The following is a 24,143-nucleotide window of genomic DNA, read 5'->3' on the forward strand; positions in this document are numbered from 1 at the left end:
TCTCACCGAGGCCGCGGACCTCAGTCGTACGCCGGTCGACGTCACCGCGGTCCTGGACCACCTGGTCGCCGAGGCCGACACGGCCGCGCCGACGAGCATCGGCTTCCCCGGCGCGGTCGACCTAGACCATCGGGAGGTGATGGCCCGCCTCGGTCACCGCCTGTGGAACAACATCGGCGACCCCACCGACACCGGCGGCACCGCCCACACCCGGATCCTCGAACAAGCCGTCATCGCCTGGCTCGCCGACACCCTCCACATGCCCGCCCACGACCGGTGGGGCTACGTCACCACCGGCGGCACCGAAGGCAACCTCTCCGCCCTCCACGCCGCCCGCCGCCGCCTCCCCACCGCCCGCATCTACTACTCCACCGCCGCCCACTACTCCATCCCGAAGATCATCGAGATGCTCGGAGCACGGGGTGTAGTGGTCAACGCTGGCGCGGACGGGGAGATGGACTACGACCACCTCGCCGTGCGGGTACGTCGGCACCGGCGGTGGCCGGCGATCGTGGTGGCCACCGCCGGCACCACCATGACCGAAGCCGTCGACGACACCACTCACATCCACACCATCCTCGACGAACACGACGTGCCCAGCCGGCACGTGCACGTCGACGCCGCCCTGTCCGGCATCCCCCTCGCCCTCGACGGGCAGCTGCGCCTGGACGACGACAGCGGCATCGGCAGCATCACCGTGTCGGGGCACAAGTTCCTCGGGGTGCCGACGCCGTGCGGGGTGGTCCTCATCCGCGACAGCCTCCGCCGCGAAGGCGCCCCGGTCACCTACACCGCAACCCTCGACTCCACCGTCACCGGATCACGCTGCGGACTCGCCGCCGCACTGCTCTGGCACGCCATCGCCACCCACGGCCGGGAAGGACACCGATGGCGGGTCAGCGAAGCACGCCGCCTCGCCGCCTACACCGTCGACCAGCTCACCACCGCCGGCTGGCCCGCCTGGCGACACCCCCACGCCTTCACCGTCGTCCTCCCCACCCCACCCACCCCGGTACGGGCGAAGTGGCTCCTCGCCACCGACGCCGACGTCAGCCACCTCATCTGCATGCCCGGCATCACCCACGGCCAGATCGACGCCTTCATCGCCGACCTCACCGACGCCACCGCGCCGGATTCAGACCCAGGCCCGGATCACCCACACCTGCCGAGGCCCATCCCCCGACCCCGGCGAACGTCTCCACCCACCGCCGGCATCGGCACCCCCTGACCGCTGCCTGCCACCCCGCCGCCCCGGCTCTCCCGAGCCCCGGCTTGCCCGAGCCCCGGCTTGCCCGCGTCCCGGCTTGCCCGCGTCGCGGCGCACCTGCTCACCGCAGTCCGAACCTGTCCGCTGACCCACCACCAGCAGGACGTCATCGACGCCGCCGCCGCACTCGTGCCCCGCATCACCGCGCCCGCCACCACCCCACGCCCTGACCACCAGCCGGCCTGGTGATCGCTACAGCCGGCCCGCAAACGCCCTGCTTGCTTCCCTGCCCGTTCGTCTTGCCGAGGGACTGACCTTCCTGATGGCTCTGCCCCGCACCTACACCTCCGACGTCATCGCCGACGCCGTACGCCAGGTCGAAGCCGCCCGCGCCGCCGGACGACGCGGCCCGATCAGCGCCGTCGCCCGGGAACTCCACCTCGACCGCCGGCTCCTGCAAACCTGGGTCACCAAAGCCCGCACCCACGCCACCGCAACACCACCCCCCACCACACCGAACACACACACCAGCGACGATCCGGTCCTGTTGCCCGACGGGCTGTTGCACTGCCGGTTCTGCCGACGCCCCATGACGGCGGTGTTCACCTGGGCTGGTCTCGTCTATGACTGTCCACCACCCTGCCGCCGACCTGTACTGAACGCGACAGCAGTCGCCAACGCCGTTGGGCTGGTGGTCCTGCGGCACGCCGCGCACCTCGTACCCGCGCTCACCCACCCCAAGGCGGCGAGTAACGCCGCCGGCCACGCCGACCGGCTGATCACCCGGATCACCGCCGGCAGCCACCCCACCGACCTGCGCATCACCTGGCCCACCACCCGCCCACCCCGACCGGTCCCGCCCGGACACCTCCACCTCGCCCGCAAACTCACCGGCACCGATCCGCAGCGTGCCCGCACCATCCTGCGGAACATCCTCGCCGGCATCGACCCCACCACCACCGCCACCGAGGCCGTTCACGCCGACGCCGCACACCTGCTCGCCCCACTACTGCACGGCCAGGCGGCAATCCGCTGGGCCGACTACGCCCACCGCAGCCTCACCCACCTCCACGGCCCCACCCACCCGCACACCCTGACCGCCGCCCACACTCTCGCCACCGCCCACCGGCAGGTAGGCCACCACCAGCGCGCCTACCACCTCCTGCGGGAACTCGCCGACCACCTGGCCGCCACCACCGGACCCGACGCGCACCCCACCCTCGCCGTCCGCGCCACGACCGCCCTCGTCCTACACGACCTCGGCCACCACCACGCCGCCCAGACCCTCCTCACCGACACCATCGACCGCCACCACCGCGCCCACCCTGGGCATCCCGCCACCGCCCGCATGACCGCACACCTCGACCAGCTACGGCACCACCACACCACCCACCACGACAACAGCAGCCCAGGAGCAGCAGTGAACCTTCCCGCCCCGGTGCGGGCATGACCGCCCCGGACACGGCCGCAAGCGGCAATGCGGGCGGACAGCGACCCGATGCCCTCGACCGGCGATCCCTGCTGGCGGAGGCGTTGCCGCCGCTGCGCGGATATCAGCAGGAAGCAGTCGAGGCCATCGTTGAGGGTGCCGCCCGCGACGGCAGGGGACAGGTCATCGCCGCCTGCGGGACCGGAAAGACACTGATCGCCGCACACGCGGCAGTACGGTGCTGCCCACAGGGCCTGGTGGTGATCGTGTGTCCGTCACTGGCCCTGGTCGGTCAGACCCTGCGGGTGTGGCGGCCCCTCGGCGCCTACACGGCGGCGGTGTGCAGCGACGACTCCGTCGCCGACGTCGCCGGCCACACCGACCCCACGAGCTGCCCCGTACTGGCCGACCCCGACGAGATCACCGCATGGCTCCACCACGCCCCGCACGGGCGGATGCGGCTGCTCGCGGTGACCAACACCTCCGCCGACCGGGTCGGTGCCGCGCTCCTGGTGGCCGGTGTGACGGCCGACCTGGTGATCATCGACGAAGCACACCGCACCGCCGGTCTCGTCGGCAAGACGTTCGCCCGCATCCACGACGACACCCACCTGCCCGCCACCATCCGGGTGAACATGACCGCGACACCCCGCATCATCACCCCCGGCCGCCGTCACGGAGAGCCGCACGAGGCGTTATCAATGGACGACCCGAGCGTGTTCGGACCCGTATGGCACCGGTACCCGTTCGGCCAGGCCATCACCGACGGCTGGCTCGACGACTTCCGCATCGTCGTCGTCGGCATCCGCACCCACGACGCCCTACAGGTGCTTCAAGACGTCGACGACGACCGGGTCACCGCCATCGGCGAAGCCCCACTACGCACCGCCGTCGTGCAGACCGCCCTGCTGCGTGCCGCCGCCGAGTTCGGACTCCGCCGGGTCCTCGTGTTCACCCCCCGCGTGGCCGACAGCAGAGAGTTCGCCTCCACCCTCGCACGGACCGCCGCCCGCCTCCCTGCCGCCGAACAGCCGAAAGGCCGGCTGACCACCGGCCACGTCGACGGCCAGCAAAACCTACGCCAACGACAGATCCACCTCGACCGCCTCGCCGAACCCCCCGACGACGGATGGACCGTCATCTCCTCCGCCCGCGCCCTCACCGAAGGCATCGACGTCCCCGCCGTCGACGCCGTCGTCCTCACCCGACCCATGCGCTCCACCGTCCAGACCGTCCAAACCGTCGGACGAGCACTCCGCCGCAACCCCCGAGGCACCGGCATCGCCACCATCCTCGTCCCCCTGCTACTCCCCGACGACCCCACCCGGCTACCGCACGCCGACGACGAATGGATGGCCGCCCTGCAGGTGCTGTGGGCGATGCGCGCCCACGACGACACCCTCGCCACCGACCTCGACACCCGCCACCACCACGCCCGCACCGGCAGCCGACACCCACAACTACCCGAACGGGTCCTCCTACGCATGCCCGACGGCTACCTCACCGACAGCCTCCTGCGGGACATCACCATCCGCATCCTCAACCACGCCACCACCGGCAGAACACCCACCCACCCCACCGCCGACTGGACCGCAGGCATCACCGCCGCCCACGCCTTCCGACACCGCGAAGGCCACCTCGACGTACCCCGCTACCACCGCGAAAGCGACATCGACCTCGGCAGCTTCATCCACAACTGCCGAGGCCGCCACCGACGCGGCGAACTCACCCCCGACCAGATCCTCACCCTCGAACAGCTCGGCATCACCTGGCGAGTCTTCGACGCCCGCTGGCAACGACACCTCGCCGCATTCACCACCTTTCACCACCGCGAAGGACACCTCCGGGTGCCTCGCCACCACCGCGAAGGCGACATCAACCTCGGCAGCATCGCCCACAACCTCCGCAACCAACGCAAACGCGACCTCGTACCCCGCGACCGCATCGACGCCCTCGACGCCCTGGGCTTCCCCTGGACGCACTCCACAGTGATGCCGCCGGCATCACCAGCCACCGCCCGAAACACCGCACCCGGGAGCAGCCGATGAGCGTGGAACTCGACCTGTCCCTGTTCAACTTCCAAGCCGGCGGACTCCAACCCGACGGCTCCTACAACTTCACACCCCTGGCCCGTGCCTTCCTCGACGGACCCCACCCTGACCTGCTGATGCTCTGCGAAGCGAAGTTCTGGCATGCCCGGGGCAGGCGACCGCTGCACACCGCGATGGCACACCTCGCCGAGGTGACCGGCCGCCCCTACGTCGGTGAGCTGCACACCGGAGCACTCGCCACCGCGGTCATCTACGACCCGCGTGTACTCCGCCTCGACGCCGCAGAAGAACCCGAGTTCCCCGACAAACGCAACCTCACCCGATTCAGCCTCCGCGCCGACCCCACCTACCGCCTCCACGTCTACGTCGAACACTGGCCCTACGCCGACCCAGAACAACGCCTGGCCCGCGCCCGCCTCCTCGCCACCTCCGGCACCAGCCCCACCCCCACCCTGATCGCCGGAGACCTCAACTCCACCAGCTCCGGCCCCCACCTACCCACACCCGACTGGACCTGCATCCCCACCAGCACCCGCGACCACAAAGCCCACCACCACAACGGAACCTGGCACGCCGACACCCGCGCCATCGACCGACTCATCGGCACCTGGAACACCACCACCAACCACCGCGTCAACAGCGCCGGCTACCACCACCTCGCCGAACTCGACCCCCACACACCCACCTCACTCCCACCCACCACCAACGGCCCCCACGGCCTACACATCGACTACCTCCTCGCCAACCACGCCCTCCTCACCACCGCCACCGTCGTACCCGGCACCTACCAAATCCACATCCCACCCGACAACAACCCCACCACCTGGCCCTCCGACCACCGCCGCATCAGCTGCACCCTACGCATACACCCCACCCACACCACCAAGGCAAAGCGCTGACGGCCGTACTACCAGTCCGCGGGCCGATGGGGCCGGCTACTTGATCAAAATCCAGATGGTCCCGGACCGACGCGACATCAGAAATAACCAGCGGGTGCTGCAGATCGGCGCTGATACCGGCGACACCCTAGCCCGCCCGGCCCAACCCGTCAGCCGGCACGGATCCGTCACCCCTGTCGAAGCCGGCACCAGTCGCTTCACCCCGGCCGATGTCACCGACGTTCGCAGCGCACCTGAACCGAGCCTTCCCGTCCAACCAAGCGGAAGCTGCGACTACATCATCGTGCGGAACACGGCGCGCACGGTGATTCGATCAGGCTGCTTTGGTGCCAGCGCACCAACCTCTCTTGGTCCCACCTACGGAGATCCAACATCACTCACCCATCGGTGGCGCGCGATGGGGTGTTGGGTGCGGCGCGGCAGGTCGCCTCTGCGAGGCAAGCAGCTATACAGACCGACCCACGCTGCTGCGCCTCTGCCGCTGAGCAGAGGGTGGGCGCACACTGCTGCGGTATGGGTCGGCTTGCCGCTGCTTCGGGCGCGGTGTCGGCAGGTTGGACAGGTTGGCTACATCACAAACGTGCTGGTGGGTGGGGACAGAATGCGTTGGAAGCAGATGAGCATTGATTCCATTGCTCCTGGAAGAAGGTGGGGCAGGGGGTCAGAAAAAGTTCGTATATGTGGTTGTTGGGTAGCGGTAACTCTGGCTCGGCGGCCCGGGTGGAGGCGCGTGGGAAACGTGTAGTGTCGGCTTCCTGACCTGTGGGAATCGCACAGGGTGTCCGTTGCGGTCCGGGGATGGTTGAGCAACATGGTTGCGTGTCCGGTAGCATGATCATCTGGTCGGCAATGGAAGCGACACGCGGCCAGAAATGTGTTTTTCGCAACACGAATCCCTTGTGTCATCTGCTTCGTTGATACGGAGGTATTGTCCCCCTCGGACAAGGAGTTTATTGTGTCCTCCCTGGACCCTTTTGCGTCCCAGCATCCGTCCGCTGTGAAAGACGTCCTCGTGAGCCTTTCCTTGCGAGGCTTCACTTTCGAGAGTGCGTCAAAGTACTGGTACGTCATCTGCCCATGTGGGAATCATGCCCGCCAAGCTCATTACCGGCCTTTCTTCCCCGGGCGTTATGCGCAGGAATTGCTGACATGGGCTAACAAGCTAGAGTGCGGGCGGCCCGATAGCGATAAGAGGATCGAGGTGTCACAGTGCGGGTCCGCATCACCTGGCATGTCGTCACCCGGGATCGAGGCGAAGACAGGGTGCCCGCAGAAGTGCTGCGTCAGAAAGCCGCGCGCCTCATGGAGGTGCTCATCACCCAAGAAGAAGATGGGCAACTCCACAATGTGGCCGTCGAAATTGATGCGATTGAGTCGTCGATCACCGCGGATGCGATACTGCCGGCGAAGAACGGTGACATCGCCGCCGGCAACCTAAGATCAATCGGATTGATGGCCCTCGGTCATCCACCACATAGCGGCGCTTCCGACCAGCAGATGCTTGATGTCAAAGAAGTTCACTGCATGGTGGAAGCAAGCGAATAAGACCAGACACGCCCTCCGCCGACTGGCCGTCCCTTCCTCCGACGGCGGTCCGCGCCGACAAGCGCGCCGCGTCAAGTAGGAATCCAAGAGGCCATATAAACGACCAGCAGCTTCGGTTAGCGTTCCACCAATGTTGCTCTGCTAGTCGGCGGAGGGCGAGCGGCTGTGATGCCGCCCGTACACCGGTGACAAGTTGCGATCTCTCCAGGTGTGATGCGCGACCAGCTACAGCCCGCTGCACCTGGTCCCGGCCGAGGCGTTGCGATCCCTGTTCGACGCCGGCCCGGCCGCAACCCTATATCGGGAAGCTACGGAGGAGTCCCAGGTACGCGGTGATTCTCGGCTACGAGCTGGCCGGATTGAGCAGGGCCTACGATGTCCGTTCGACCCCCGGAATCCCTGCGCGAGTTTGCATGCCGTCGCTAATCCCTGCGACCCGAAGTCAAAGACCGGCCGCTGCCGGCAGTTGGCCGAGGATCGGCACCGCGCGGAACGCCTCCGCGTGTGCGGAGTTGATCCGTCGGCCGTGCAGCCTTCCGAGGGCCTCTGCCATCGGGCCGAAGTGATCGATGATCGGTTGGGATGCGTGCGCTCGAAGGGCACTGATCTTGGCGGGCCAATGGGCGCTGACGTCGATGATGGTTGGAAGGTGGAGGGGGTGCCCTTCCTGGTCGAGGTTGTTGTAGCCGTCACTGTGGTAGGCCCGTTTCGGGTGGCCGGTGGCGATGACGACGTCGGGTAGGGCGCTGAGGACTGCCTCGGCGCATTGGCGATGTTCGGGATGGATGTCGCTGGCCGGGTGGGTGATCAGCACATCGGGGCGGACTTCCCTGAGCATGGTGGCGACGATCGAGACGGAGAGTTGCTCCATCAGGTAGAGGCCAGCCCCGAGGATGCTTGCGCCAGCTGCGGCCTCGGCGTCGCGGACCGCATCGCGGTGAGGGACCGCGATGATGGCCGCACCTCCGTCGTGGACATGGCGGGCGATGGTGCCTCCTGCCCAGAGTTCGGCGTCGTCTGGGTGCGCCATGACGGTGAGTAGGACGGAGGCGGGCGTCACCACAGGCCGAGTTCCTCGACGACGGCGGCCGGTGCGGGCAGGAGTTGATTCGGCTTTCCGGTCGGGGTGACGGGGACGTCCAGTTCGTGGTTGAGGCGGATCATGTCGCGCCACTTGCGAGCGATGTCGAGCTGTTCGCGTACGAGGCGGCCACGGCCGGTGTCTAGCCGGCCAGTGCCCGGCAGGTCGTCAAGGGTGACGCCACCGGCGAGGAGAGTGGCGGCGGTCCTGGCGCCGATCCCGTGGACGCCCGGAATGTTGTCGGCGGGGTCGCCGGTGAGCGCGCGGAAGTCGGCCCACTGGGCGGGTGCGACCTGGTGGCGGGCGAAGACTTCGGCTGGGCCGATATAGCGCTTGCCGGGGTGCATCTTGGTGTTGAGGACGCGGACGCGGTCGGTGACGAGTTGGTAGTAGTCGCGGTCGCGGGACATGATCACGATCTGGCGCGGTGGCGGGGTGGTGTGGACGAGCGTGGCGATGACATCGTCTGCTTCGGCGTGGTCGAGTTCGGTCCAGACGATGCCGTGCTGGTCGAGGCCACGCTTGACATCGGGCAGGAATTGGATCGGGGCCAGGGACGCCTCATCGGTGGGCCGTTGGGCCTTGTAGGCGGGGTCGATTTCCTTGCGGTCGCTGCCGCCGTACTGGCCGTCGAAGACGACGATGACCTCGGGCTGCTCGGTGAGGTCTTCACGGATGGCAACGCGGAGCAGGGCGAAGAACGCGAACACGCCAGTGAGCAGGCGGGTCTTGTCGCGGGAGCGGATTTCGGCGGGGAAGCCGAAGGTGGCACCCCAGAGCAGGTTGTGCCCGTCGATGAGCAGGAGTGGACAGGGCTCGGGGGCAGATGGCAGGACGGAGCCGCCCATCAGCTCACCACCTTCAAGAGTTGGTTAGCGACAAGGGCGGGCCAATAGTCCCGCGAGCGGTAGTACGCGGCCCGTGATGCTGCGGCGTAGCCTACCGGGTCGGCCAGCAGGTGCTGGGCGGCACGCCACAGGTTCTCTGGGCGGGGCTGGTACGGCACGACGACGCCGCCGTCGCCGATCAGGCTGGGCAGGTTCCCGACGTCGTAGGCGACGACCGGGGTGCCCGCAGCCATGGCTTCCAGTGCGACGAGGCCGAAGGTTTCGGCGTGGGACGGCACGATCACCACGCTGGCGCCGCCGAGCCAGGTCGACACCTCGTGCCAGGCCAGGCCGTGCCGGAGTGCCACGCCGGGTGTCTCGGCGGCCAAGGCCCGGCACCTGAGGTGTACCTGTTCCTGGCTGCCGGCGGCCACCTCGAACGGTGCGTCGGAGAGCGCGACCTCGATGGGCCGGTCGAATCCGGTGATCGAGTCGAGCAGTTCGGCTATGCCCTTCTCCGGTCCGAGCCGGGCAAGGACGCGAATGGGGCCGGTGGCCCAGAGCTGGTAGCGGTCGTCAGGGGATTGTGGTCCGGGCAGGGTGAGCAGGGTGTTCGGTACCACGCTCCACCCGCTGCTGTCGTAGCCGCGGGCCGCAGCCTCGTTCAGCACCGTGGCCGAGGGCGCGATGACGGCGTCGGGGTTGCGGGACAGCGCCGCTTGCAGGTCTGCGTCGTGGCCGACTACGTGTGCGGCGAGGACGTTGCGGATGCCCGGGTAGGTCGGCATGATCCGGCCGAGGCCCCACAGGGCGTCGACGTAGACGACCGAGTGCACCTGGCGCTGCCGGAACAGCCGCCCAAGCTCCTCGCCGATCGTTGCGGCGGAGGCGTCGATCGCCGCGCGCAGGGTGGCGTCGTCGCAGGGAAACCGCACGTCGAGGCTGCGCAGTCGCTCGATGGGCACGTTGTGGTAGATCGATGGCGCGGCCGGGTCGGCGGTGACGATGACCGCTCCGGCTTGGATGTCCTGGAGGCCGGCGGCGTGCGCGATGACCGCGCGCTCCATCCCGGCCGGCACATCGGGTCGCCAGGAGACGAGGACGAACGCGATGGTCATGCGGTCTCGACCTGGCTCGGGGCCGGCAGGTCCTCGACCGTCGCGGCGGCGGGTGGCCGTTCCCAGGGAAACAGGACCCAGTCGTCGACGGTCCAGACCCACAGGTCCGGATTGAGGGCGCTCCCGGCGTTGCGGCACAACGCCACGGTGCGCAGGGTGACGTCCGGGCCGAGGTATGCAGCGAGCTCGGGCAGGAGGGCGGCGAAGGTGGCACCCGTACCGCAGATGTCGTCAACGACCAGGACTGTGCCGGTCAGGTCGTGCGCGGCCAGTCGTCTGGTGAGGGGGCCGAGGTCGTAGGTGACAATTCCGGTCGCTTCGGTGTAGGTGGCATCGGTGGGGTTGTGCTTGGCATTGACCTGGTGGGTCGGCAGGCGGAGGAAGTCGCTGATGGCTCGTGCCGGTGCGAGGCCGCCGTTGGCGATACCGATGGTGGCGGTGATCGGCCGGTACCGCTGCCGGGCGGCGTCGGCGAGCACCTCGATCGCCCAGTCGTAGGCGTCGGCCGGGATGCGGAGGAGCCGTCGGTGGCGGAACTGGCGTGGCTGAACAGGTGGCCGGTGCGCTGGTTGGGGGGTCACGCGGTGCCGTCCGGGGTGGTGAGGACGAGGTCGGCGGTGCTGCGCAGAGGGCGTAGGCCGCCGATGTTCATGGCGGTGCTGTCGTTACGCCAGACTCGGCCATCAGCACGGATGACGGTGAAGTTGCCGGCGAGATCGCGGGTGCGCAGTCGCATGTTGATCCTCTCGGGAACGTTCAGCGCGCTGAACAGCGTCAGGGCCTCGTCATCGCTGAGCAGTTCGTCGGGCAGAGCGGAACCAGCGCCGATGGGTAGCATCTGCAGGGCACTGAAACCGCAGGCTCCGAGTCCGGCGGCGAGGTCCACCATCTCTTGCAGATAGCCGGCAGTGCGGCGCATGAGCACGGTCTGGATCTGTACGGGGATGCCAAGCGCGACGGCGGTCTGGATGCCTTCGACGGCTTTGGCGAAGCTGAGCGGTCCTCGGATGGCGTCGTGGCGGTCCGCGTCGGGGCCGTCGAGGCTGACCCGGACGGCGTCCGTGTGCTCGGCCAGTTCGGCGGCGCGGCGGGTCAGGTGCCAACCGTTGGTGGTGATGGACGCGGCGCTGCGGTCCCCGCTCCGAATGATGTCCAGCAGCTTGGGCAGGTCTCGCAGTAGCAGTGGCTCACCGCCGGAGATATCGACGCCGAGGACGTCGGTATTGGCAAGGACGTGGGCAACCCGGTGCCGTTCAGTGGTGTCCGCCTCTTCCACCGTGGTGTCGTCGAGGCACTGCGGGCAGTGCAGGTTGCACCGAACGATCGGCGACCAGCAGATGCTGTCTGGGGTTGACCGGTTGAGGTCGCCGAGGGCAACAGGCGGCCAGCCGGTCACCGTGGCCTGGGCCAGGGTGATCCGGCCGTTGCCGATGGGGGTGGGTGCGCGGTGTGTCATCCCGGATGCGGGGTCATGGATGAGGTCGCCGTCAGCGGCGAAGGTTCGCATCATCGCAGGGGCTCTGCCTTCCGCAGGAGAGTTTCGGCGCGCTCGGCCAAGTCCGCGGCGCGGGCGGTGGGTGCGGGCTGCTCGCAGAGCTGCCGGTAGAGGGCGATCCGGGGTGCTACACCAGCGAGCTTGGCTTTCCACACGGCGGCGGGATCGGGTGGGTCGATGTGCCAGCCTCGGGCTTGCCGCAGCGGGATGACGAGGCAACCGTGGCTGATGAGCGCAGCGCCGAGGTGGGTGTCTTCGGCGCCCCAGCCATCTGCCCCGAACCCGTCGGCGAAGCCGCCGACCTCCAGCACCGCGCGCCGAGGTGCGGCGACGAGGGAGGTGACGACCATGCGGGGCAGGTCCCAGTCGTAGTACGTGCGACCGTGACCGAGGTCAAGGAACTCCCGGGTGTCCTCAAGCGGCCGGCCGACGAACACCTTTGGGTAGACCTGGCCGGTGTAGAACATCGGCACACCTGCCGGTGGGGTCCATCGCACCCGGTGATCCGCATCCAGGTCGGGCTCACCGGGCGGCACGAGCGGGTAGCCGTTGGCGTCGGGCCGGTACGGGATGTTGTGCCGGAAGCCGACGAGGACGGTGTCCTGCCGGGCGCGGGCAGCGATGTCGGCCAGGACGTGATCCCGCACGACCACGTCGGCGTCGAGGAACACGATCGTGTCGCCGGTGGCGAGGTGCACGCCGACGTTCCGGGCCGCTCCCGCCCCAGCGCGGGCGTGCAGGCGGACGGCCCGGTCAATGCGCGGATGCGCGGCGAGCAGCTCGGTGGTGGCGTCGGTGGACGCGTCGTCGACCACGATCACCTCGACGGACGCCGCAGTGCGCTGCTCGGCAAGCGCGTCGAGGACCGGCGGCAGACTGTAGGCGGTGTTGCAGGCGGGGATGACCACGCTGATCCGGGCTCCGTCGCTGAGTTGCGGCGGGGTCGGGGCATGCCAGTCCAGGCCGGTGCGGTCGGTGAAGGCCGTGGTGACGTGGCGGTGGTCGTTGCCGGTGGCGGCGATCGCCTCGTTGAGGGTGGCGGGCACGCTCACCACCCCCACGCGTCCAGGATCGCGGCGGCCTCTGGCCAACCGCCCGCATGGTCGGCGATCCAGTGGATACACGGCCGCCGGCTGTCGGAGAGGAGATCGGCGAGCAGCACCAGGTAGAGCGGTTCGGCGACCACGAGGATGTCGTCGGGGGTGTGGTCGCTGAACAGGTCGGGTTGCAGCTGTGCCCAGACGCGCGGGCGCAGCTCGGCGGCGCGGGCCGGGTCGAGAGGGCGGTCGTAGGTGTGCAGACGGGTGTCGGCGGTGACGAGGCCGTGCGCGGCGGACAGGAAGCGGACCCGGCTGCGCTGGCGCGGCAGGTGACCGACCCGGGAGCGCAGGTCTGGGACACAGCCACCGTCATAGAGGTCGAGGGCAGGCAGCGGCGTGGTCGTTGGCGTCTTCTCCGCGGAGCAGCCGACGATGACCAGCTCCGCCGGATGGGTGTGGGCCGTATCGGCGGAATTGGTGAGGGCGTCGACGGGATGGGCCAGTCGCAGGCGTCGGAGATTCATGGGATGCGCACCGGCCTCACGGAGATGCCAGAGCTGCGGCGTTCGACGGGCACTGCGTTGAGGAAGGTGGTGTGGGCATACAGCGGCGGCGAGGCGTACGAACCACCCCGGATGATCTTTCCCTGGCCCATGGCGGTACTGCTGGTCCATTCCCAGACGTTGCCCGCCAGCCCCAACACGCCCTGGGGCGTGGCACCCGCCGGGTGCCGTCGGACCGGCTGGGGAGCACATGGTGACTGTCCGGCACCCGTGAGCAGGGCATAGTCAGGGGTCCACGGTTCGTCGCCCCACGGGTACAGGCGGCGACTCGATCCGGCGGCGATCCACTCCCACTCCAGCGACGTGGGCAGGCGCCCGCCAGCTTCGGCGGCGAGCCGGACGGCATCGTCGTAGCTGATGCCGGTGACCGGCAGGTCGGTGTCGCCGAGGCCGCACTGCTTGACGGTGAGCGGCGTCTCCGCGACGAGGAGCGCCGGCACGGGGCGGGGTTTACGGGCGTCGCCGTAAAGGCAGGTACCGGCAGGGACGTGTACCCAGCGCACGGCACCGACGACTGCGGGCAGTCCGGTCGGTGTGACGGTCATCGGTGGGTTCCCTTCATCCGTCGATGAGGAACAGGTCTTCGGTGTTCGCCTGGTGCGGCGGCCGGACGCGGCTCTTGCGCGGGTGCGGTTGCAACTGCACCGTGGCGAGGGCGGCGCTGAGGGCGTCGAACGCGACGATCGCGCCGGGCTCGTCCGCCGCGAAGATCAGGTAGTTGTCGGCGAAGCGCACAGCCGGCCAGTCGGTGAGCAGTGCGTCAACCTGGGATAGGCGCAGGTGAAACAGCACCGGCCACAGGCCGCTGCCCGGGACGAGCGGCCCCGGCAACGCCTCGACGGCGCGGCGGAACAGACGCAGGAACGAACCGTCGGCCACGTAGACGGCGAGCCAGTCCACGAACTGTTCGGTGCTGCCGCCCGTCGAGGCGCCGGCCACATCGACATCGACGACCCACTGCCGTCCCGCCGCCAGATGCTGCTCGGCTTGGCGCAGGGCGGTGACCCGGTTGCGGCGCGGCCGGTACGCCGATACCCAGTCCGCCAAGACGTAGTGCTCGAGGATCGGCTCCACCGCGCGGCGCATTGCCCGGTGCACGATGCGGTCCTCGACCGTCGGGATAACCGCGGGGAACACCTTGCCCGTGTAGGACGTGATCTCCACATGCCGTAACGGGCCCGGCTCCCACGTCCCCGTCCGCAGCCGGCCGGACAGGTCACCGAGACGCGCTCGCAGACCACTGCGGTAGCCGGCCCAGGTAAGCCCGTCAGCACCCGGTGCGGCAGCGCGACGCATGCACAGCCGCGCCGCCGCCACCAGATGCGGCAGGTCTACCAGGAAGGGCATGAGTGAGTGCGCTGGGGCCTGCACAGGTGAGGCGGGTTGGGCTATCGTGGGGTTCGCTTGGACGGCAGGAACGATCCCGCCGCCGACGATCGCAGGGCCGCTCCCCAACACGCGCGGCTGGTCACGGCGGGAACGACGGCCCCGTCCAAGCCCATCCAGCAGGTGTGAGCCCGGTGCTTCAGCGGCCACGGGTGTCCTCCCACAGCAACACGTGCAGGCGGCTGCTCAGGTGCCAGCCTCTTGCTATGACCGCGTCCGCGAGGTCCCGCATCCCGCCCAAGACTTCCTTGCTGTTGGTGCCTTCGGGCATCACCCACACCGGGTCCAGCCCGAACCGCTCCTGCAACCGGGCGATCTCGTGCAACTCCGCTGCGCAGGTGGCCACGAACTTGAACACGGCCCGCCCCGAGGCCACCAGCGCGGAAAGTGCGGCCGGGTTGATGCGCCGCCGACTGTCCCTCGCCCCGGCGAAGCCGGGCAGCTTCGGAGACACGTTGAACGAGGCCGTCGACGCGACCAGATCCGTCAGGGGAACGACCGTGCCGTTGGTCTCGATCTCTACCCGTCGCCCCGCCTCGCTGACCGCCTCCACCACAGGCAGCAGCCGATCCTGCTGCAACAGCGGCTCGCCGCCGGTGATGACCAGCAGCCGCGTCGGCTGCGCCAACACCCACCTGACGACATCTTCGGCGGTGCGCTGGGTTGTGTGCGCGCGCAGATCAAAGCGGGAGACATCCCAGGTGTACGGGGTATCGCAGCGTGGGCAGGACAGGTTGCACCGCGACAGACGCAGGAACACCGCCTGCTGACCGGCGCTCGGACCCTCGCCCTGCAAGGTCGGGCCGAACGTCTCCGCGACAAGCAACGGCAACACCGGCGAACGGGTCGTGGCTAGCGGCACGGCGGGCGTGGCCGGCGCGGTCATGACAGGCCCGGCCCGTACTCGGCGAACGTGGATGCCGTCTCCGACACCCGGACCTTCTCCACCCGCACGGGGGTCGGGAGCCGCAGGTGGTCCCGGCACCACCGGTAGAAGTAGGCGGCGAGGTGCTCGCTCGTCGGCGGCGCGCCCAGGACGGCGTTGAGGTCGCGGTGGTCGAAGTGGTCGCGGACATGCGCGCCGAACGGGCCGAGTTCGGCGAAGTCCACGACGAACCCTGGCCGGGTCAGCTCACCATCGGTGATGAGGTGCACCTCGACGGTGTAGCTGTGCCCATGAACGCGCGCGCACTGGTGGCCTTCAGGCAGGTCGGGCAGCGAGTGCGCGGCCTCGAACCGGAACTGCTTGCCGATGCGGTGCATCAACTCACCTCCGGTGTGGTGACGTACGCGGTCGGGTCCGTCACGCCGGCTACCTCGAACGCCTCGCGCCGCTCGACGCAGGTGCCACAGGTTCCGCAGTGTCGTTGCCCGCCCTTGTAGCAGGACCAGGTAGCGGCGAACGGCACGCCCATGACGTCACCGAGTCGGGCGATGTCGGCTTTCGACCAGCCGATGAACGGCGCGACGACGCGAAAGCCTGCGGGCAGGAATCCTTCGTTCGCTATCCGGGCAGCTGACTCGTAGGCGGCCAGGAACGCCGGGCGGCAGTCGGGGTAGATCGGGTGGTCACCGGCGTGGGCACCGAACCCGACCGCATCCGCACCGGCGGAGACGGCGCGCGCCACGGCCACATCGAGCATGATCGCGTTGCGGTTGGGCACGACCGTGGCGCGCATCGACGCGTCGGTGTAGTGCCCGTCCGGTACATCCACGCGGACGTCAGTGAGGGCCGATCCCGACAGCACACCGACGATGCCTGTCAGGTCAACCACGTCGTGTGGCACGCGCAGGGCCTCAGCGGTCCGTGCCGCGTAGCCCAGCTCGCGGCGATGTCGCTGCCCGTAGTCGTACGACAGCAGCGTCACCGCTGACCCGGCGCGATGCAGGGCATAGGCCAGAACCGTGCTGTCCATGCCACCGGAGACGATGACGACGACGTGCGTGGGCACCGGAGTGACCAGCGGCAGTGCGAGGGTGTTCACGGCCGCGACCTCAGCCCGGCCACACTGAGAAACTCCGACCGCAGCGTGGCGTCGCGTTCCAGCGCGCCGCGCCACGTCGAGGTCACCGTCGAGGCACCCCGCGCCTTCGCACCTCGGAGAGTCATGCAGAGGTGCTCAGCCTCGACGAACACCCCGATGCCACCGTGGTCCGGGACGACCCGCTGCAGTCCGTCGGCGATCTGCTGCGTGACGTTCTCTTGGACCTGAACGCCGCGTGTGGTGTGCTCGACCAGCCGCGCCAGTTTCGACAACCCCAACAGCCGAGCACCCGGGAGATATCCGACGGTCGCCGAGCCGACGAACGGCAGCAGGTGATGAGCGCAGATCGCGGCGAACGCCACATCCTGCACGATGACGAAGCCCTGGTGCTTTGCCTCGTTGAGGAAGTCTGTCGCCTCGAACGGCGTCGGCGTCAGCATCTCGCCGTACGACAGCACCAACCGTTCCGCCGTCCGCCGAAGGTGCTCTACGTGGGTGTCGACGCCGAGCGCGACCAGCATCTGCTCAGCCGCGGCAACCGCAGTAGCGACGTCTGCGCCCACCACCTGAACGGGCGCAGTTGGACGTGTTTCGATCACCGTCATGTGCCAACTCCTTGGTGTGAAGGTCCGAGCTGTAGCGCTGCGGAGTCCAAACATGGGTTCACATGCGAGGCTTGCTGCTTCGGTTGGAAGATGACGCCGCTGAGGTCGCCTGGAAGTAGCAATCGGTGCAGTCGTGTCAGGTCGGAGGTGACCGGCTGACGCCGGAGCAGATCGCCTGTTCAGGAAAACCGAATGACCAGAGTAAATCGACGATCGTTGTGTTGTCTCGCTGTTGTCTTCTGGTCGGGATCGAGTGGTTTCCGCAGTTGAGCGGGCATCTTGCCGGCTGCTTCGGGTTAGAGTGACGGCGATGACCGGGGAGGCAGGATGACGCGAGCGCCATCGCCACGGAGCCAACTCTTGGTGCATCCGCTGAGCTATGTTCGAGAACAGCGAAGCTGGACGCAGCAAGACCTTGTCAACGTCATCGCGCGCCGCCTGAACACCGCCGCACGGCGGGAGAAGGCGTGGCGCTGGGAGCGATGGGGCGTGGTGCCGGATGAAGATACACAGCTCGCACTGGCCGACGAGCTTGGCGTCGATCGGCAGACAGTCAAAGCGCTCGGATGGCCTCATTGGCTCCCGACCGGCCCGACGATCAGTACCGCAACACCGTGGACGTTCGATGGAGCAGTGGACCTGCTTGACGATACTGCGGGGCCAGCGGTGCTAGATCGCCGAGGATTTCTGATCATGCATGCCGGGTTGGCTGTTGCGATAGCCGAGCGGTGGCTTGCGGCCGAGTCTCCCAGAATCAACGCGGCGCTCCAGGGAGGCCGCGTCGACGCGGATCTTCTTGACTGCTTTGAACAGCGACTACCGGCGCTGCGCCGCATGGACGCCAGTCTTGGCGGCGGGAGCGTGCGTTCCCTGGTTGACGCGGAGCTTCGCCTGGTCACGGATCTCCTGCGCCAAAGTAGCTACTCGGAGGCGTCCGCCAACCGGCTTTTGACAGTCGCCGCCGAACTGGGTCGGATCGCCGGCTGGGCAAGTTTCGACGCGGGCTTCCACGCTGCCGCCGAACGCTACTGGTTGGCCGCCCTCCACGCTGCACACTCCGCATCCGACCGCGCGGCCGGTGCCAACATCCTGAAGTGCATGAGCCTGCAACGAGTCGACACGGAACGCCCCACCGAGGCGCTTCGCCTTGCCGACGCTGCGTGGGCTGGGGCGAAGAACGCGCCCGCGCGGGTACGAGCGATGCTTACTACTCGCCTGGCTCGCGCCCATGCGGTGCTCGGTGAATCGGTCGCGTGCGAACGACGGCTGGCAGAAGCCGACACGGAAATGTCCCGTGCCGATGATCAAACCAGTCCCGCGTGGGCCAGCTACTTCGATCACGCGGAGTACTCGGCCCAGGTTGCCGCGTGCTACCTCCTCCTGCAACGGCATCAGGCAAGCGACCAATGGCTTCAGCAGACGCTCGCTCTCCAACCCGCCGAGCGCAGCCGAGACCGCGCAACCTACCTGATCTGGCGCGCCGACTCCGTTTTCAACCTCGGAGACATCGACCATGCGTGCGCCCTGGTGGCCGAGGCAGCCCCCGACGTCGCCGCCAGCCGCTCGGTGCGCAACCACCGCCGACTACTGGACATCCGCGGTCGCCTGACGGTCCATCGACACCCCGCCGTAACCGCGCTGGACGAGCGCGTACGTACTCTGCTCGCATGAGTGAGGCCAGGCGCGTCGCTGTGATCACCGGCTCCAACCGTGGGCTCGGGAAGGCCATCGCCCGGGGCATAGCCCGGACCGGCGCCCACGTGGTCGTCACGGCTCGCACCGAAGAAGCCGCCGTGCGGGCCGCTGACGAACTATCCGCGGAGGGACTTTCCGCATCCGGCCATCAGCTCGACATCGCCGACCCAGCCAGCGTCGCTCGCGCGATGGCCGACGTGGGCTACCAGTACGGCCGGCTGGACATCCTGGTAAACAACGCCGGCATCGCCATCGACCGTGGCCAGGCGGCGGCCAGCGCCGACATCGAGAAGGTGCGAGCAACCCTGGACACCAACATCATGGGAACCTGGCGCTGCTGCACTTCGGCCATCCCGGAGATGAGGAAGAACAAATACGGCAGGATCGTCAACGTATCCAGCCACATGGGCACCTTTGGCGAGATGGGACCGGGCAGCGTTTCCTATCGGGTGTCAAAGGTGGGAGTGAATGCCCTGACCTGCATTCTTGCGGCTGAGTTGAAGGACGACGGCATTCTGGTGAATGCCGCCTCACCGGGAAAGGTCGACACCCGCCTAGCCTACGGAAAGGCCAACTGTACGCCAGATGAGGCTGCGGATACCTTCGTGTGGCTTGCCACACTGCCCTCGGATGGCCCCACCGGGATGCTCTTCTTCCAGCGACGGCCCTTGGAGTGGTAGCCCGCAGTGCCGAACACGATCCTGAATCGATTCATCGTTGAACCGAGTCGAGGAGGGTAGGGCGCCCTCGTACCGATTCCGGTACGAGGGCGCTTTGTTTCTGCGCCTAGGATTCAGCGGTATCGACCTTGGCGTCTATGCGCGATTGTCGAAGTCCTTCAAGAACGGTAAGTTCCAGAACTTCGAGGGGAGTTCCGGCCGCAGGACCGTCGGCTCTAATGTCAATATTCACTTCTAGTGATGCGCCTACTGGGCCCTTCGCCGTACCCTGGTAAATCCCGGCCCTGGTCTGCGCCTTCGCAGGGAGGGGCGAAGCATCGTGAGCGACATTTCCGCACGGAGCTGCGCCGCCGGAGGCTGGAAGCCAACCTCTCCCTGCAACAGCTCGCCGAGCTGGTCCCCTGCGACCATGGGTACCTGAGCAAAATCGAGAACGGCCACCGACGGCCCGGCCCGGACATGACGGCCAGCCTGGAACAGGCCCTCAGCGCCAACGGCGCGTTGTTTGCCCTGGCGGGCGAAGAACAGGAAGGCGGTGAGGACATGCGGCGGCGAAGGGTACTTCAGGCCCTCAGCGCGGCCGGCATGGCGGTAGCTGGCTGGCCCCTCCCCTCGGCGGAAACGCCCCGCAGGATCGGCATGCAACATGTCGCAGACATCGCCGACACCACCGCCGTCTACCGAGGCTGGGTGTCCCGCCACGGCGGAGCCGCCGTTCAACAGCCGGCCGCGCAGTTGCTCGATCGGGCCGCCGCCATGCACACCGCTGCCTCCGAGCCGAAGGTCCGCACCGCGCTGCTCGTCGCGATCGCCGACCTCGGCGCCTACGTCGCCCGCGACATCGGAGATCACCGCAGCGCAGACGAGCACGCCTGGCTGGCCCTGTCCGCCGCCACCGCCGCCGGCAACACCGCGCTGGGCGGCCACACTGTGGTCCGGATGGCAGGCCACAACATCGAGCTGCGCCACCCCGAGAAGACGTTGTCGCTGCTGGACGCAGCCGCGAAGCGGGCCGGTGACCTGTTCACCCCGGGCGACCGCGCCAACCAGTCGTGTATCCGTGCCTGGGCGTACGCGCAGGTCGGTGACGCCGACATGGTGCGTCGTGCCGTGGGCAACGCTGAGGACGCGTTCACGCGTGTCGACAACACGGGCACGCCGAATTGGGCAGCGCAGCACGTGACCGAGGCGGAGCTCTACAGCCTCTCCGGTGCCGCCTACACCGACCTGGCCCGTACCAACCACTGGTACGCCGACGCGGCCATCGAACGACTCAACGAAGCCCTGGACCTCCGCGGTGTGTCTCTGGCCCGCAGCCGCGTCCTCGACCAGCTCAGCCTGGCCGAAGCGCTGCTGTACGCCGGCGAGTTCGACGAAGCCGGTCGCATCGCGCTCGCAGAGGCGGAGGTAGCCGGGACATCCGATCCGGGAGGGCTCTCTCTACGCTTCGCCGGGTTGACCCGCCGTATGCAGGCCCACGCCAGCAAGGCGGCGTCTGTGACTGAGTTCGTCACGGCGCAGGGATCTGTGAAACGAATGTGAGACAGAGCCTAGATAGTGCGTTGCGCGGGCCGTCCGCTCGGGCGACTAAGATCCCCCGCGTACGTCCGACGCGGCAGGGCGGGTCCGGCAAGTGCCTACCGGGCATGCCCGAAGCTGGTGAGTAGCAGGAACATCGCGCGACCTTCGGATCGCCGCCCTTTGACTAGCAAGGACACCCCGACTGATGGCAGTGACTCAGCAGGAGATCGAGAACCGGCTGTGGGACGCCGCCGACGAACTGCGCGTGGCGATGCCCGAAGCGCAGTACTCCTCGGTCGTCTTCCCGCTGATGTTCTGGAAGTACCTGTCGGACACCTGGGAACACCACCACCAGGAGTTCCTGGACGACAACAAGGACCAGCTGAGCGACCTCTCTGCCGAGGAAGCCCATGAGATCGAGTACCGCGACTACCAGTCGTTCGAGATTCCTTTTATCCATCCCGGCACCGTCCAGCAGCGTCGCGCCTCCTGGTCGTCCATCCTCGCCACTGTTACCCAGCCTGGCCTCGGTAAACGTGTCCGCGCCGCTCTGCAGGCCATCGAGACGGCCAATCCTGACAAGTTCTCCCGGCTGTTCGGGTCCATGGCATGGACCTCGGAAGAGGTGCTGTCGGGTGAAGTGTTGGCGGCAGTGATGCAGGCGATGGACCGCACCCCGAAGATGCACGAGGGCAACATGTCCCACGACGTGCTCGGTGGGGCGTACGAGTACCTGCTGAAGCGGTTCTCCGACGGGTCCGGCACCCGCGCCGGCCAGTTCTTCACCCCACGTGAGGTCGTCGAGCTGATCGTCGAAGTCCTGGCTCCCAGAAGCCACGAGTCGGTATATGACCCGACCTGCGGGTCGGGCGGCATGCTCATCGCCTCCGCGAACCTCCTAAAAGCTCACGGCGGGCGTGGCTATACGCTCCGCCTGTACGGGCAGGAGGCCGTAGCAGACACTGCGGGTGTGGCACGTATGAACCTCTTTATGCACAACCTCACCCAGTTTCAGGTCGAGGTCGGCGACACTCTGAAGGACCCCCGCTTCACGAAGCCGGACGGGTCCATCGCACAGTTCGATGTGATCCTCGCCAACCCACCCTACAGCCTGAAGTGGAAACCCTGGACCAAAGACCCGCGCGCCATCGGTGGTGTCGCCCCGCAGTCGTCGGCCGATTGGGCGTTCGTGCAGCACATGATCGCGTCGATGAACCCGGAGAAGGGGCGGGTCGGCGTCGTCTTGCCCCACGGCGTCCTCTTTCGAGGCGGCCAGGAAGCCGCCATCCGCCAGCGCGTCCTGAACGACGACCTGCTCGAAGCGGTCATTGGCTTGCCTCCCAACCTTTTCTACAGCACCACCATTCCTACGGCGATCCTGGTGCTCCGGGCGCCTGGTACCAAGTCCTTAGAGCGGCAGGACGGTGTGCTGTTCATCGACGCATCCAAGCGGTTTACCAAGGCCAAGAACCGCAACATCCTCACTGAGGCCAACATCGCTGACGTCGTGACTATCTACCACTCCAGCTTCCACGCTGCCGGCAACCCGGCGAACCTCGACGGAGAGACCGGCCTCTCGGCGCGCTTTGTCCCCAGCACGGAAATCGTGGCGAACGGGTATGACCTCAATGTCGGCCGCTACATCAAGCAGGTTGCCGCTGAGGCCGAAGACATTGGCACCCTCATCGAGGCCTATAACCTTGCGCGAGCCAAACGGCAGAAGGCTGAGCAGCAAATGCTCGCCGTCCTTGCGAGCGCTGGAATAAAGGGATTCGATGAGTGAGCTGACGAGCGGCGCTCCGGCATTTGCCGCGCAGGGGGATTGGGCCCGCGCACCGCTCTCGCGGTTCCTCTCGCTCAACGTGGAAGTCGTCGATGTGGATCCGGAGAAGACTTATCCGACCGTCGGAGTCTTAAATAGAGGGAGGGGGCTGCTCTACCGCGAACCGATGGCAGGAAGCGCTACGGCCTACAAGCAGCTTAACCGCATCGGCCCCGACGTGCTTGTCTATAGTCGGCTCAAGGCATTCGAAGGTGCAATCACGGTTACTCCCAATGACCTGCCGGAATCATTCGCGTCTCAGGAGTTCCCCACCTTCGCACTCACGTCAGGTGCGGACGCCAACTTTTTCCGTATCCTCACCACGATGCAGAATATGTGGGACGCCCTCCAAGAGGTATCGAAGGGAATGGGTGGAAGACGCGAGCGGGTGAAACCTGCAGATCTCCTCAATATCGTTATGGATATCCCTCCGCTGCCTATTCAGCGGTGGATTGTTAAAATTGTCCGTGCGGTAGATGAGCAGATTGCCGCACTCGACAATGAGGCTGAGGCTGCGATGCGGGTCCGCGACGGGCTGTTGGGCGAGTTCACAGCTGTCGCTCCTAGTGGCACGAAGCCGCTTGGGGCACTATGTGCTGCGATCGGCTCAGGGCCCTCTTGGGCAGCCAAGGATGAGTCCTCGGTTCCGTCAGAAGGAGCGTGGACGGTCGTGAAGATCACCAATACGAAGCCTAATGGCTCCTTCGATTTAAGTGAACTCGCCTATGTGAAGGGGTTGCCGGCCCGCACAAGGGTCATCGGTCCGACGACTTTGGTCATGATTCGCACCAACGGAAACCGCACGCGGATCGGCAACGTCTACCTCCCGCCGGAGGAAGTGTATGGTGCGGCGGTGTCTGCCTTTCAGTTCATCCTGGATGCTACTGATGTTCAGACGAGGGATTATCTGTACCTCGTGCTACGCAGCCCGAGAGTTCAGAACAAAATGAGTGGCGCTGCCAGCGGTAGTACTGGGCTTGGGAATCTCGCTGCTCGGTGGCTGAAGACGCTCAACATTCCCTGGCCCGATGCTGAGGTGCGCAAGGTTCAGGTTGAAACGGTGAAGGCCGTCGACGCCAAGATTGCAGCGATTCGCGCCGAGGTCGACTGCCTCCGAAGCGTCCGTGGTGCACTGCTATCGGGGATCTTGAACCGCACTATCGACATAGAGCCGGCCGAGTTGGGGGTCTGAGC

The 24,143-nt window shown here is 67.4% G+C and carries 24 protein-coding genes; 11 read left to right on the top strand and 13 right to left on the bottom strand.

Annotated elements, in window-relative coordinates; translation table 11 throughout:
* The 6 genes from JQX11_RS03915 to JQX11_RS03940 form a co-directional block, all read left to right on the top strand.
* On the top strand, window positions 1-1,228 hold a 1,228-nt coding region (locus tag JQX11_RS03915; RefSeq protein ID WP_204923627.1), incomplete at its 5' end, for a histidine decarboxylase.
* A gap of 60 nt (window positions 1,229-1,288) precedes the next feature.
* Window positions 1,289-1,456, top strand: a complete 168-nt coding sequence (locus JQX11_RS03920) for a hypothetical protein (RefSeq protein WP_204923628.1) — start codon at window positions 1,289-1,291, stop codon at window positions 1,454-1,456.
* A gap of 73 nt (window positions 1,457-1,529) precedes the next feature.
* Window positions 1,530-2,657: a tetratricopeptide repeat protein gene (locus JQX11_RS32925; protein ID WP_204923629.1), complete on the top strand. Its 1,128-nt coding sequence runs from the start codon at window positions 1,530-1,532 to the stop codon at window positions 2,655-2,657.
* The gene (locus tag JQX11_RS03930) at window positions 2,654-4,684 is read left to right on the top strand and encodes a DEAD/DEAH box helicase (protein WP_204923630.1); all 2,031 of its coding nucleotides are present in this window, start codon (window positions 2,654-2,656) and stop codon (window positions 4,682-4,684) included. Before JQX11_RS32925 ends, JQX11_RS03930 begins: the two co-directional genes overlap by 4 nt.
* The gene (locus tag JQX11_RS03935; RefSeq protein WP_204923631.1) at window positions 4,681-5,586 is read left to right on the top strand and encodes an endonuclease/exonuclease/phosphatase family protein; all 906 of its coding nucleotides are present in this window, start codon (window positions 4,681-4,683) and stop codon (window positions 5,584-5,586) included. Before JQX11_RS03930 ends, JQX11_RS03935 begins: the two co-directional genes overlap by 4 nt.
* 1,209 nt (window positions 5,587-6,795) lie before the next feature.
* Window positions 6,796-7,131, top strand: a complete 336-nt coding sequence (locus tag JQX11_RS03940) for a hypothetical protein (protein WP_204923632.1) — start codon at window positions 6,796-6,798, stop codon at window positions 7,129-7,131.
* A 442-nt stretch (window positions 7,132-7,573) separates the two neighbouring features.
* Here the strand turns inward: JQX11_RS03940 and JQX11_RS03945 are convergent, their stop codons facing one another.
* From JQX11_RS03945 to folE, 13 genes are all read right to left on the bottom strand, one after another.
* Window positions 7,574-8,161: a PIG-L deacetylase family protein gene (locus JQX11_RS03945; RefSeq protein ID WP_232377230.1), complete on the bottom strand. Its 588-nt coding sequence runs from the start codon at window positions 8,159-8,161 to the stop codon at window positions 7,574-7,576.
* Between the two features lie 26 nt (window positions 8,162-8,187).
* Window positions 8,188-9,060: a 5'-3' exonuclease gene (locus JQX11_RS03950; RefSeq protein ID WP_204923634.1), complete on the bottom strand. Its 873-nt coding sequence runs from the start codon at window positions 9,058-9,060 to the stop codon at window positions 8,188-8,190.
* Complete coding sequence (locus tag JQX11_RS03955) at window positions 9,060-10,157, bottom strand: glycosyltransferase family 4 protein (RefSeq protein WP_204923635.1); 1,098 nt, start codon at window positions 10,155-10,157, stop codon at window positions 9,060-9,062. The genes JQX11_RS03950 and JQX11_RS03955 overlap by 1 nt, the downstream gene beginning before the upstream one ends.
* Complete coding sequence (locus tag JQX11_RS03960) at window positions 10,154-10,636, bottom strand: phosphoribosyltransferase (protein ID WP_204923636.1); 483 nt, start codon at window positions 10,634-10,636, stop codon at window positions 10,154-10,156. Before JQX11_RS03960 ends, JQX11_RS03955 begins: the two co-directional genes overlap by 4 nt.
* A gap of 98 nt (window positions 10,637-10,734) precedes the next feature.
* Window positions 10,735-11,664, bottom strand: coding sequence for a radical SAM protein (locus JQX11_RS03965; RefSeq protein WP_232377231.1), 930 nt, complete (start codon window positions 11,662-11,664; stop codon window positions 10,735-10,737).
* The gene (locus JQX11_RS03970) at window positions 11,664-12,713 is read right to left on the bottom strand and encodes a glycosyltransferase (RefSeq protein WP_204923638.1); all 1,050 of its coding nucleotides are present in this window, start codon (window positions 12,711-12,713) and stop codon (window positions 11,664-11,666) included. Before JQX11_RS03970 ends, JQX11_RS03965 begins: the two co-directional genes overlap by 1 nt.
* The gene (locus JQX11_RS03975; protein ID WP_204923639.1) at window positions 12,701-13,216 is read right to left on the bottom strand and encodes a DUF6884 domain-containing protein; all 516 of its coding nucleotides are present in this window, start codon (window positions 13,214-13,216) and stop codon (window positions 12,701-12,703) included. Before JQX11_RS03975 ends, JQX11_RS03970 begins: the two co-directional genes overlap by 13 nt.
* A complete protein-coding gene (locus JQX11_RS03980) occupies window positions 13,213-13,800 on the bottom strand; it encodes a formylglycine-generating enzyme family protein (protein ID WP_204923640.1) in 588 nt (195 codons plus the stop codon). The genes JQX11_RS03975 and JQX11_RS03980 overlap by 4 nt, the downstream gene beginning before the upstream one ends.
* A 13-nt stretch (window positions 13,801-13,813) precedes the next feature.
* Entirely contained in the window at window positions 13,814-14,602 is a 789-nt protein-coding gene (locus tag JQX11_RS03985; protein WP_204923641.1) for a reverse transcriptase family protein, read from the bottom strand.
* A gap of 178 nt (window positions 14,603-14,780) precedes the next feature.
* Window positions 14,781-15,527 carry a 7-carboxy-7-deazaguanine synthase QueE gene (locus JQX11_RS03990; RefSeq protein ID WP_204923642.1) on the bottom strand — a complete coding sequence of 249 codons (747 nt, stop codon included), beginning with the start codon at window positions 15,525-15,527 and terminating at the stop codon, window positions 14,781-14,783.
* Entirely contained in the window at window positions 15,524-15,904 is a 381-nt protein-coding gene (locus tag JQX11_RS03995) for a 6-pyruvoyl trahydropterin synthase family protein (RefSeq protein WP_204923643.1), read from the bottom strand. The genes JQX11_RS03990 and JQX11_RS03995 overlap by 4 nt, the downstream gene beginning before the upstream one ends.
* Entirely contained in the window at window positions 15,904-16,626 is a 723-nt protein-coding gene (queC, locus tag JQX11_RS04000; RefSeq protein WP_307826055.1) for a 7-cyano-7-deazaguanine synthase QueC, read from the bottom strand. Before queC ends, JQX11_RS03995 begins: the two co-directional genes overlap by 1 nt.
* On the bottom strand, window positions 16,623-17,231 hold the full coding sequence (gene folE / locus JQX11_RS04005; RefSeq protein ID WP_204923645.1) for a GTP cyclohydrolase I: 609 nt from the start codon (window positions 17,229-17,231) through the stop codon (window positions 16,623-16,625). The genes queC and folE overlap by 4 nt, the downstream gene beginning before the upstream one ends.
* A 363-nt stretch (window positions 17,232-17,594) precedes the next feature.
* Between folE and JQX11_RS04010 the strand changes: the two genes are divergently transcribed.
* The 5 genes from JQX11_RS04010 (at window position 17,595) to JQX11_RS04030 (ending at window position 24,141) form a co-directional block, all read left to right on the top strand.
* Window positions 17,595-18,902 carry an NsdA family TPR-like regulatory protein gene (locus JQX11_RS04010; RefSeq protein ID WP_307826091.1) on the top strand — a complete coding sequence of 436 codons (1,308 nt, stop codon included), beginning with the start codon at window positions 17,595-17,597 and terminating at the stop codon, window positions 18,900-18,902.
* The gene (locus JQX11_RS04015) at window positions 18,899-19,606 is read left to right on the top strand and encodes an SDR family oxidoreductase (RefSeq protein WP_204923647.1); all 708 of its coding nucleotides are present in this window, start codon (window positions 18,899-18,901) and stop codon (window positions 19,604-19,606) included. The genes JQX11_RS04010 and JQX11_RS04015 overlap by 4 nt, the downstream gene beginning before the upstream one ends.
* Window positions 19,607-19,846: 240 nt before the next feature.
* Window positions 19,847-21,148: a helix-turn-helix domain-containing protein gene (locus JQX11_RS04020; protein WP_204923648.1), complete on the top strand. Its 1,302-nt coding sequence runs from the start codon at window positions 19,847-19,849 to the stop codon at window positions 21,146-21,148.
* 184 nt (window positions 21,149-21,332) lie between these two features.
* The gene (locus JQX11_RS04025) at window positions 21,333-22,910 is read left to right on the top strand and encodes a type I restriction-modification system subunit M (RefSeq protein WP_204923649.1); all 1,578 of its coding nucleotides are present in this window, start codon (window positions 21,333-21,335) and stop codon (window positions 22,908-22,910) included.
* A complete protein-coding gene (locus tag JQX11_RS04030; RefSeq protein WP_232377234.1) occupies window positions 22,903-24,141 on the top strand; it encodes a restriction endonuclease subunit S in 1,239 nt (412 codons plus the stop codon). The genes JQX11_RS04025 and JQX11_RS04030 overlap by 8 nt, the downstream gene beginning before the upstream one ends.
* Window positions 24,142-24,143: the final 2 nt, after the last annotated feature.

It is taken from the genome of Micromonospora humida, from assembly GCF_016901255.1.
In the GTDB taxonomy this organism is placed as follows: Bacteria; Actinomycetota; Actinomycetes; order Mycobacteriales; family Micromonosporaceae; genus Micromonospora; species Micromonospora wenchangensis.

Excerpts from the sequence above, each read along its gene's own strand:
- JQX11_RS32925 (WP_204923629.1), top strand. The coding sequence starts at position 1,530 with ATGGCTCTGCCCCGCACCTACACCTCCGACGTCATCGCCGACGCCGTA.
- JQX11_RS03930 (WP_204923630.1), top strand. The coding sequence starts at position 2,654 with ATGACCGCCCCGGACACGGCCGCAAGCGGCAATGCGGGCGGACAGCGA.
- JQX11_RS03935 (WP_204923631.1), top strand. The coding sequence starts at position 4,681 with ATGAGCGTGGAACTCGACCTGTCCCTGTTCAACTTCCAAGCCGGCGGA.
- JQX11_RS03945 (WP_232377230.1), bottom strand. The coding sequence starts at position 8,161 with ATGGCGCACCCAGACGACGCCGAACTCTGGGCAGGAGGCACCATCGCC.
- JQX11_RS03950 (WP_204923634.1), bottom strand. The coding sequence starts at position 9,060 with ATGGGCGGCTCCGTCCTGCCATCTGCCCCCGAGCCCTGTCCACTCCTG.
- JQX11_RS03955 (WP_204923635.1), bottom strand. The coding sequence starts at position 10,157 with ATGACCATCGCGTTCGTCCTCGTCTCCTGGCGACCCGATGTGCCGGCC.
- JQX11_RS03965 (WP_232377231.1), bottom strand. The coding sequence starts at position 11,664 with ATGCGAACCTTCGCCGCTGACGGCGACCTCATCCATGACCCCGCATCC.
- JQX11_RS03975 (WP_204923639.1), bottom strand. The coding sequence starts at position 13,216 with ATGAATCTCCGACGCCTGCGACTGGCCCATCCCGTCGACGCCCTCACC.
- JQX11_RS03980 (WP_204923640.1), bottom strand. The coding sequence starts at position 13,800 with ATGACCGTCACACCGACCGGACTGCCCGCAGTCGTCGGTGCCGTGCGC.
- JQX11_RS03985 (WP_204923641.1), bottom strand. The coding sequence starts at position 14,602 with ATGCCCTTCCTGGTAGACCTGCCGCATCTGGTGGCGGCGGCGCGGCTG.
- JQX11_RS03990 (WP_204923642.1), bottom strand. The coding sequence starts at position 15,527 with ATGACCGCGCCGGCCACGCCCGCCGTGCCGCTAGCCACGACCCGTTCG.
- JQX11_RS03995 (WP_204923643.1), bottom strand. The coding sequence starts at position 15,904 with ATGCACCGCATCGGCAAGCAGTTCCGGTTCGAGGCCGCGCACTCGCTG.
- folE (WP_204923645.1), bottom strand. The coding sequence starts at position 17,231 with ATGACGGTGATCGAAACACGTCCAACTGCGCCCGTTCAGGTGGTGGGC.
- JQX11_RS04015 (WP_204923647.1), top strand. The coding sequence starts at position 18,899 with ATGAGTGAGGCCAGGCGCGTCGCTGTGATCACCGGCTCCAACCGTGGG.
- JQX11_RS04020 (WP_204923648.1), top strand. The coding sequence starts at position 19,847 with ATGCGCCTACTGGGCCCTTCGCCGTACCCTGGTAAATCCCGGCCCTGG.
- JQX11_RS04025 (WP_204923649.1), top strand. The coding sequence starts at position 21,333 with ATGGCAGTGACTCAGCAGGAGATCGAGAACCGGCTGTGGGACGCCGCC.
- JQX11_RS04030 (WP_232377234.1), top strand. The coding sequence starts at position 22,903 with ATGAGTGAGCTGACGAGCGGCGCTCCGGCATTTGCCGCGCAGGGGGAT.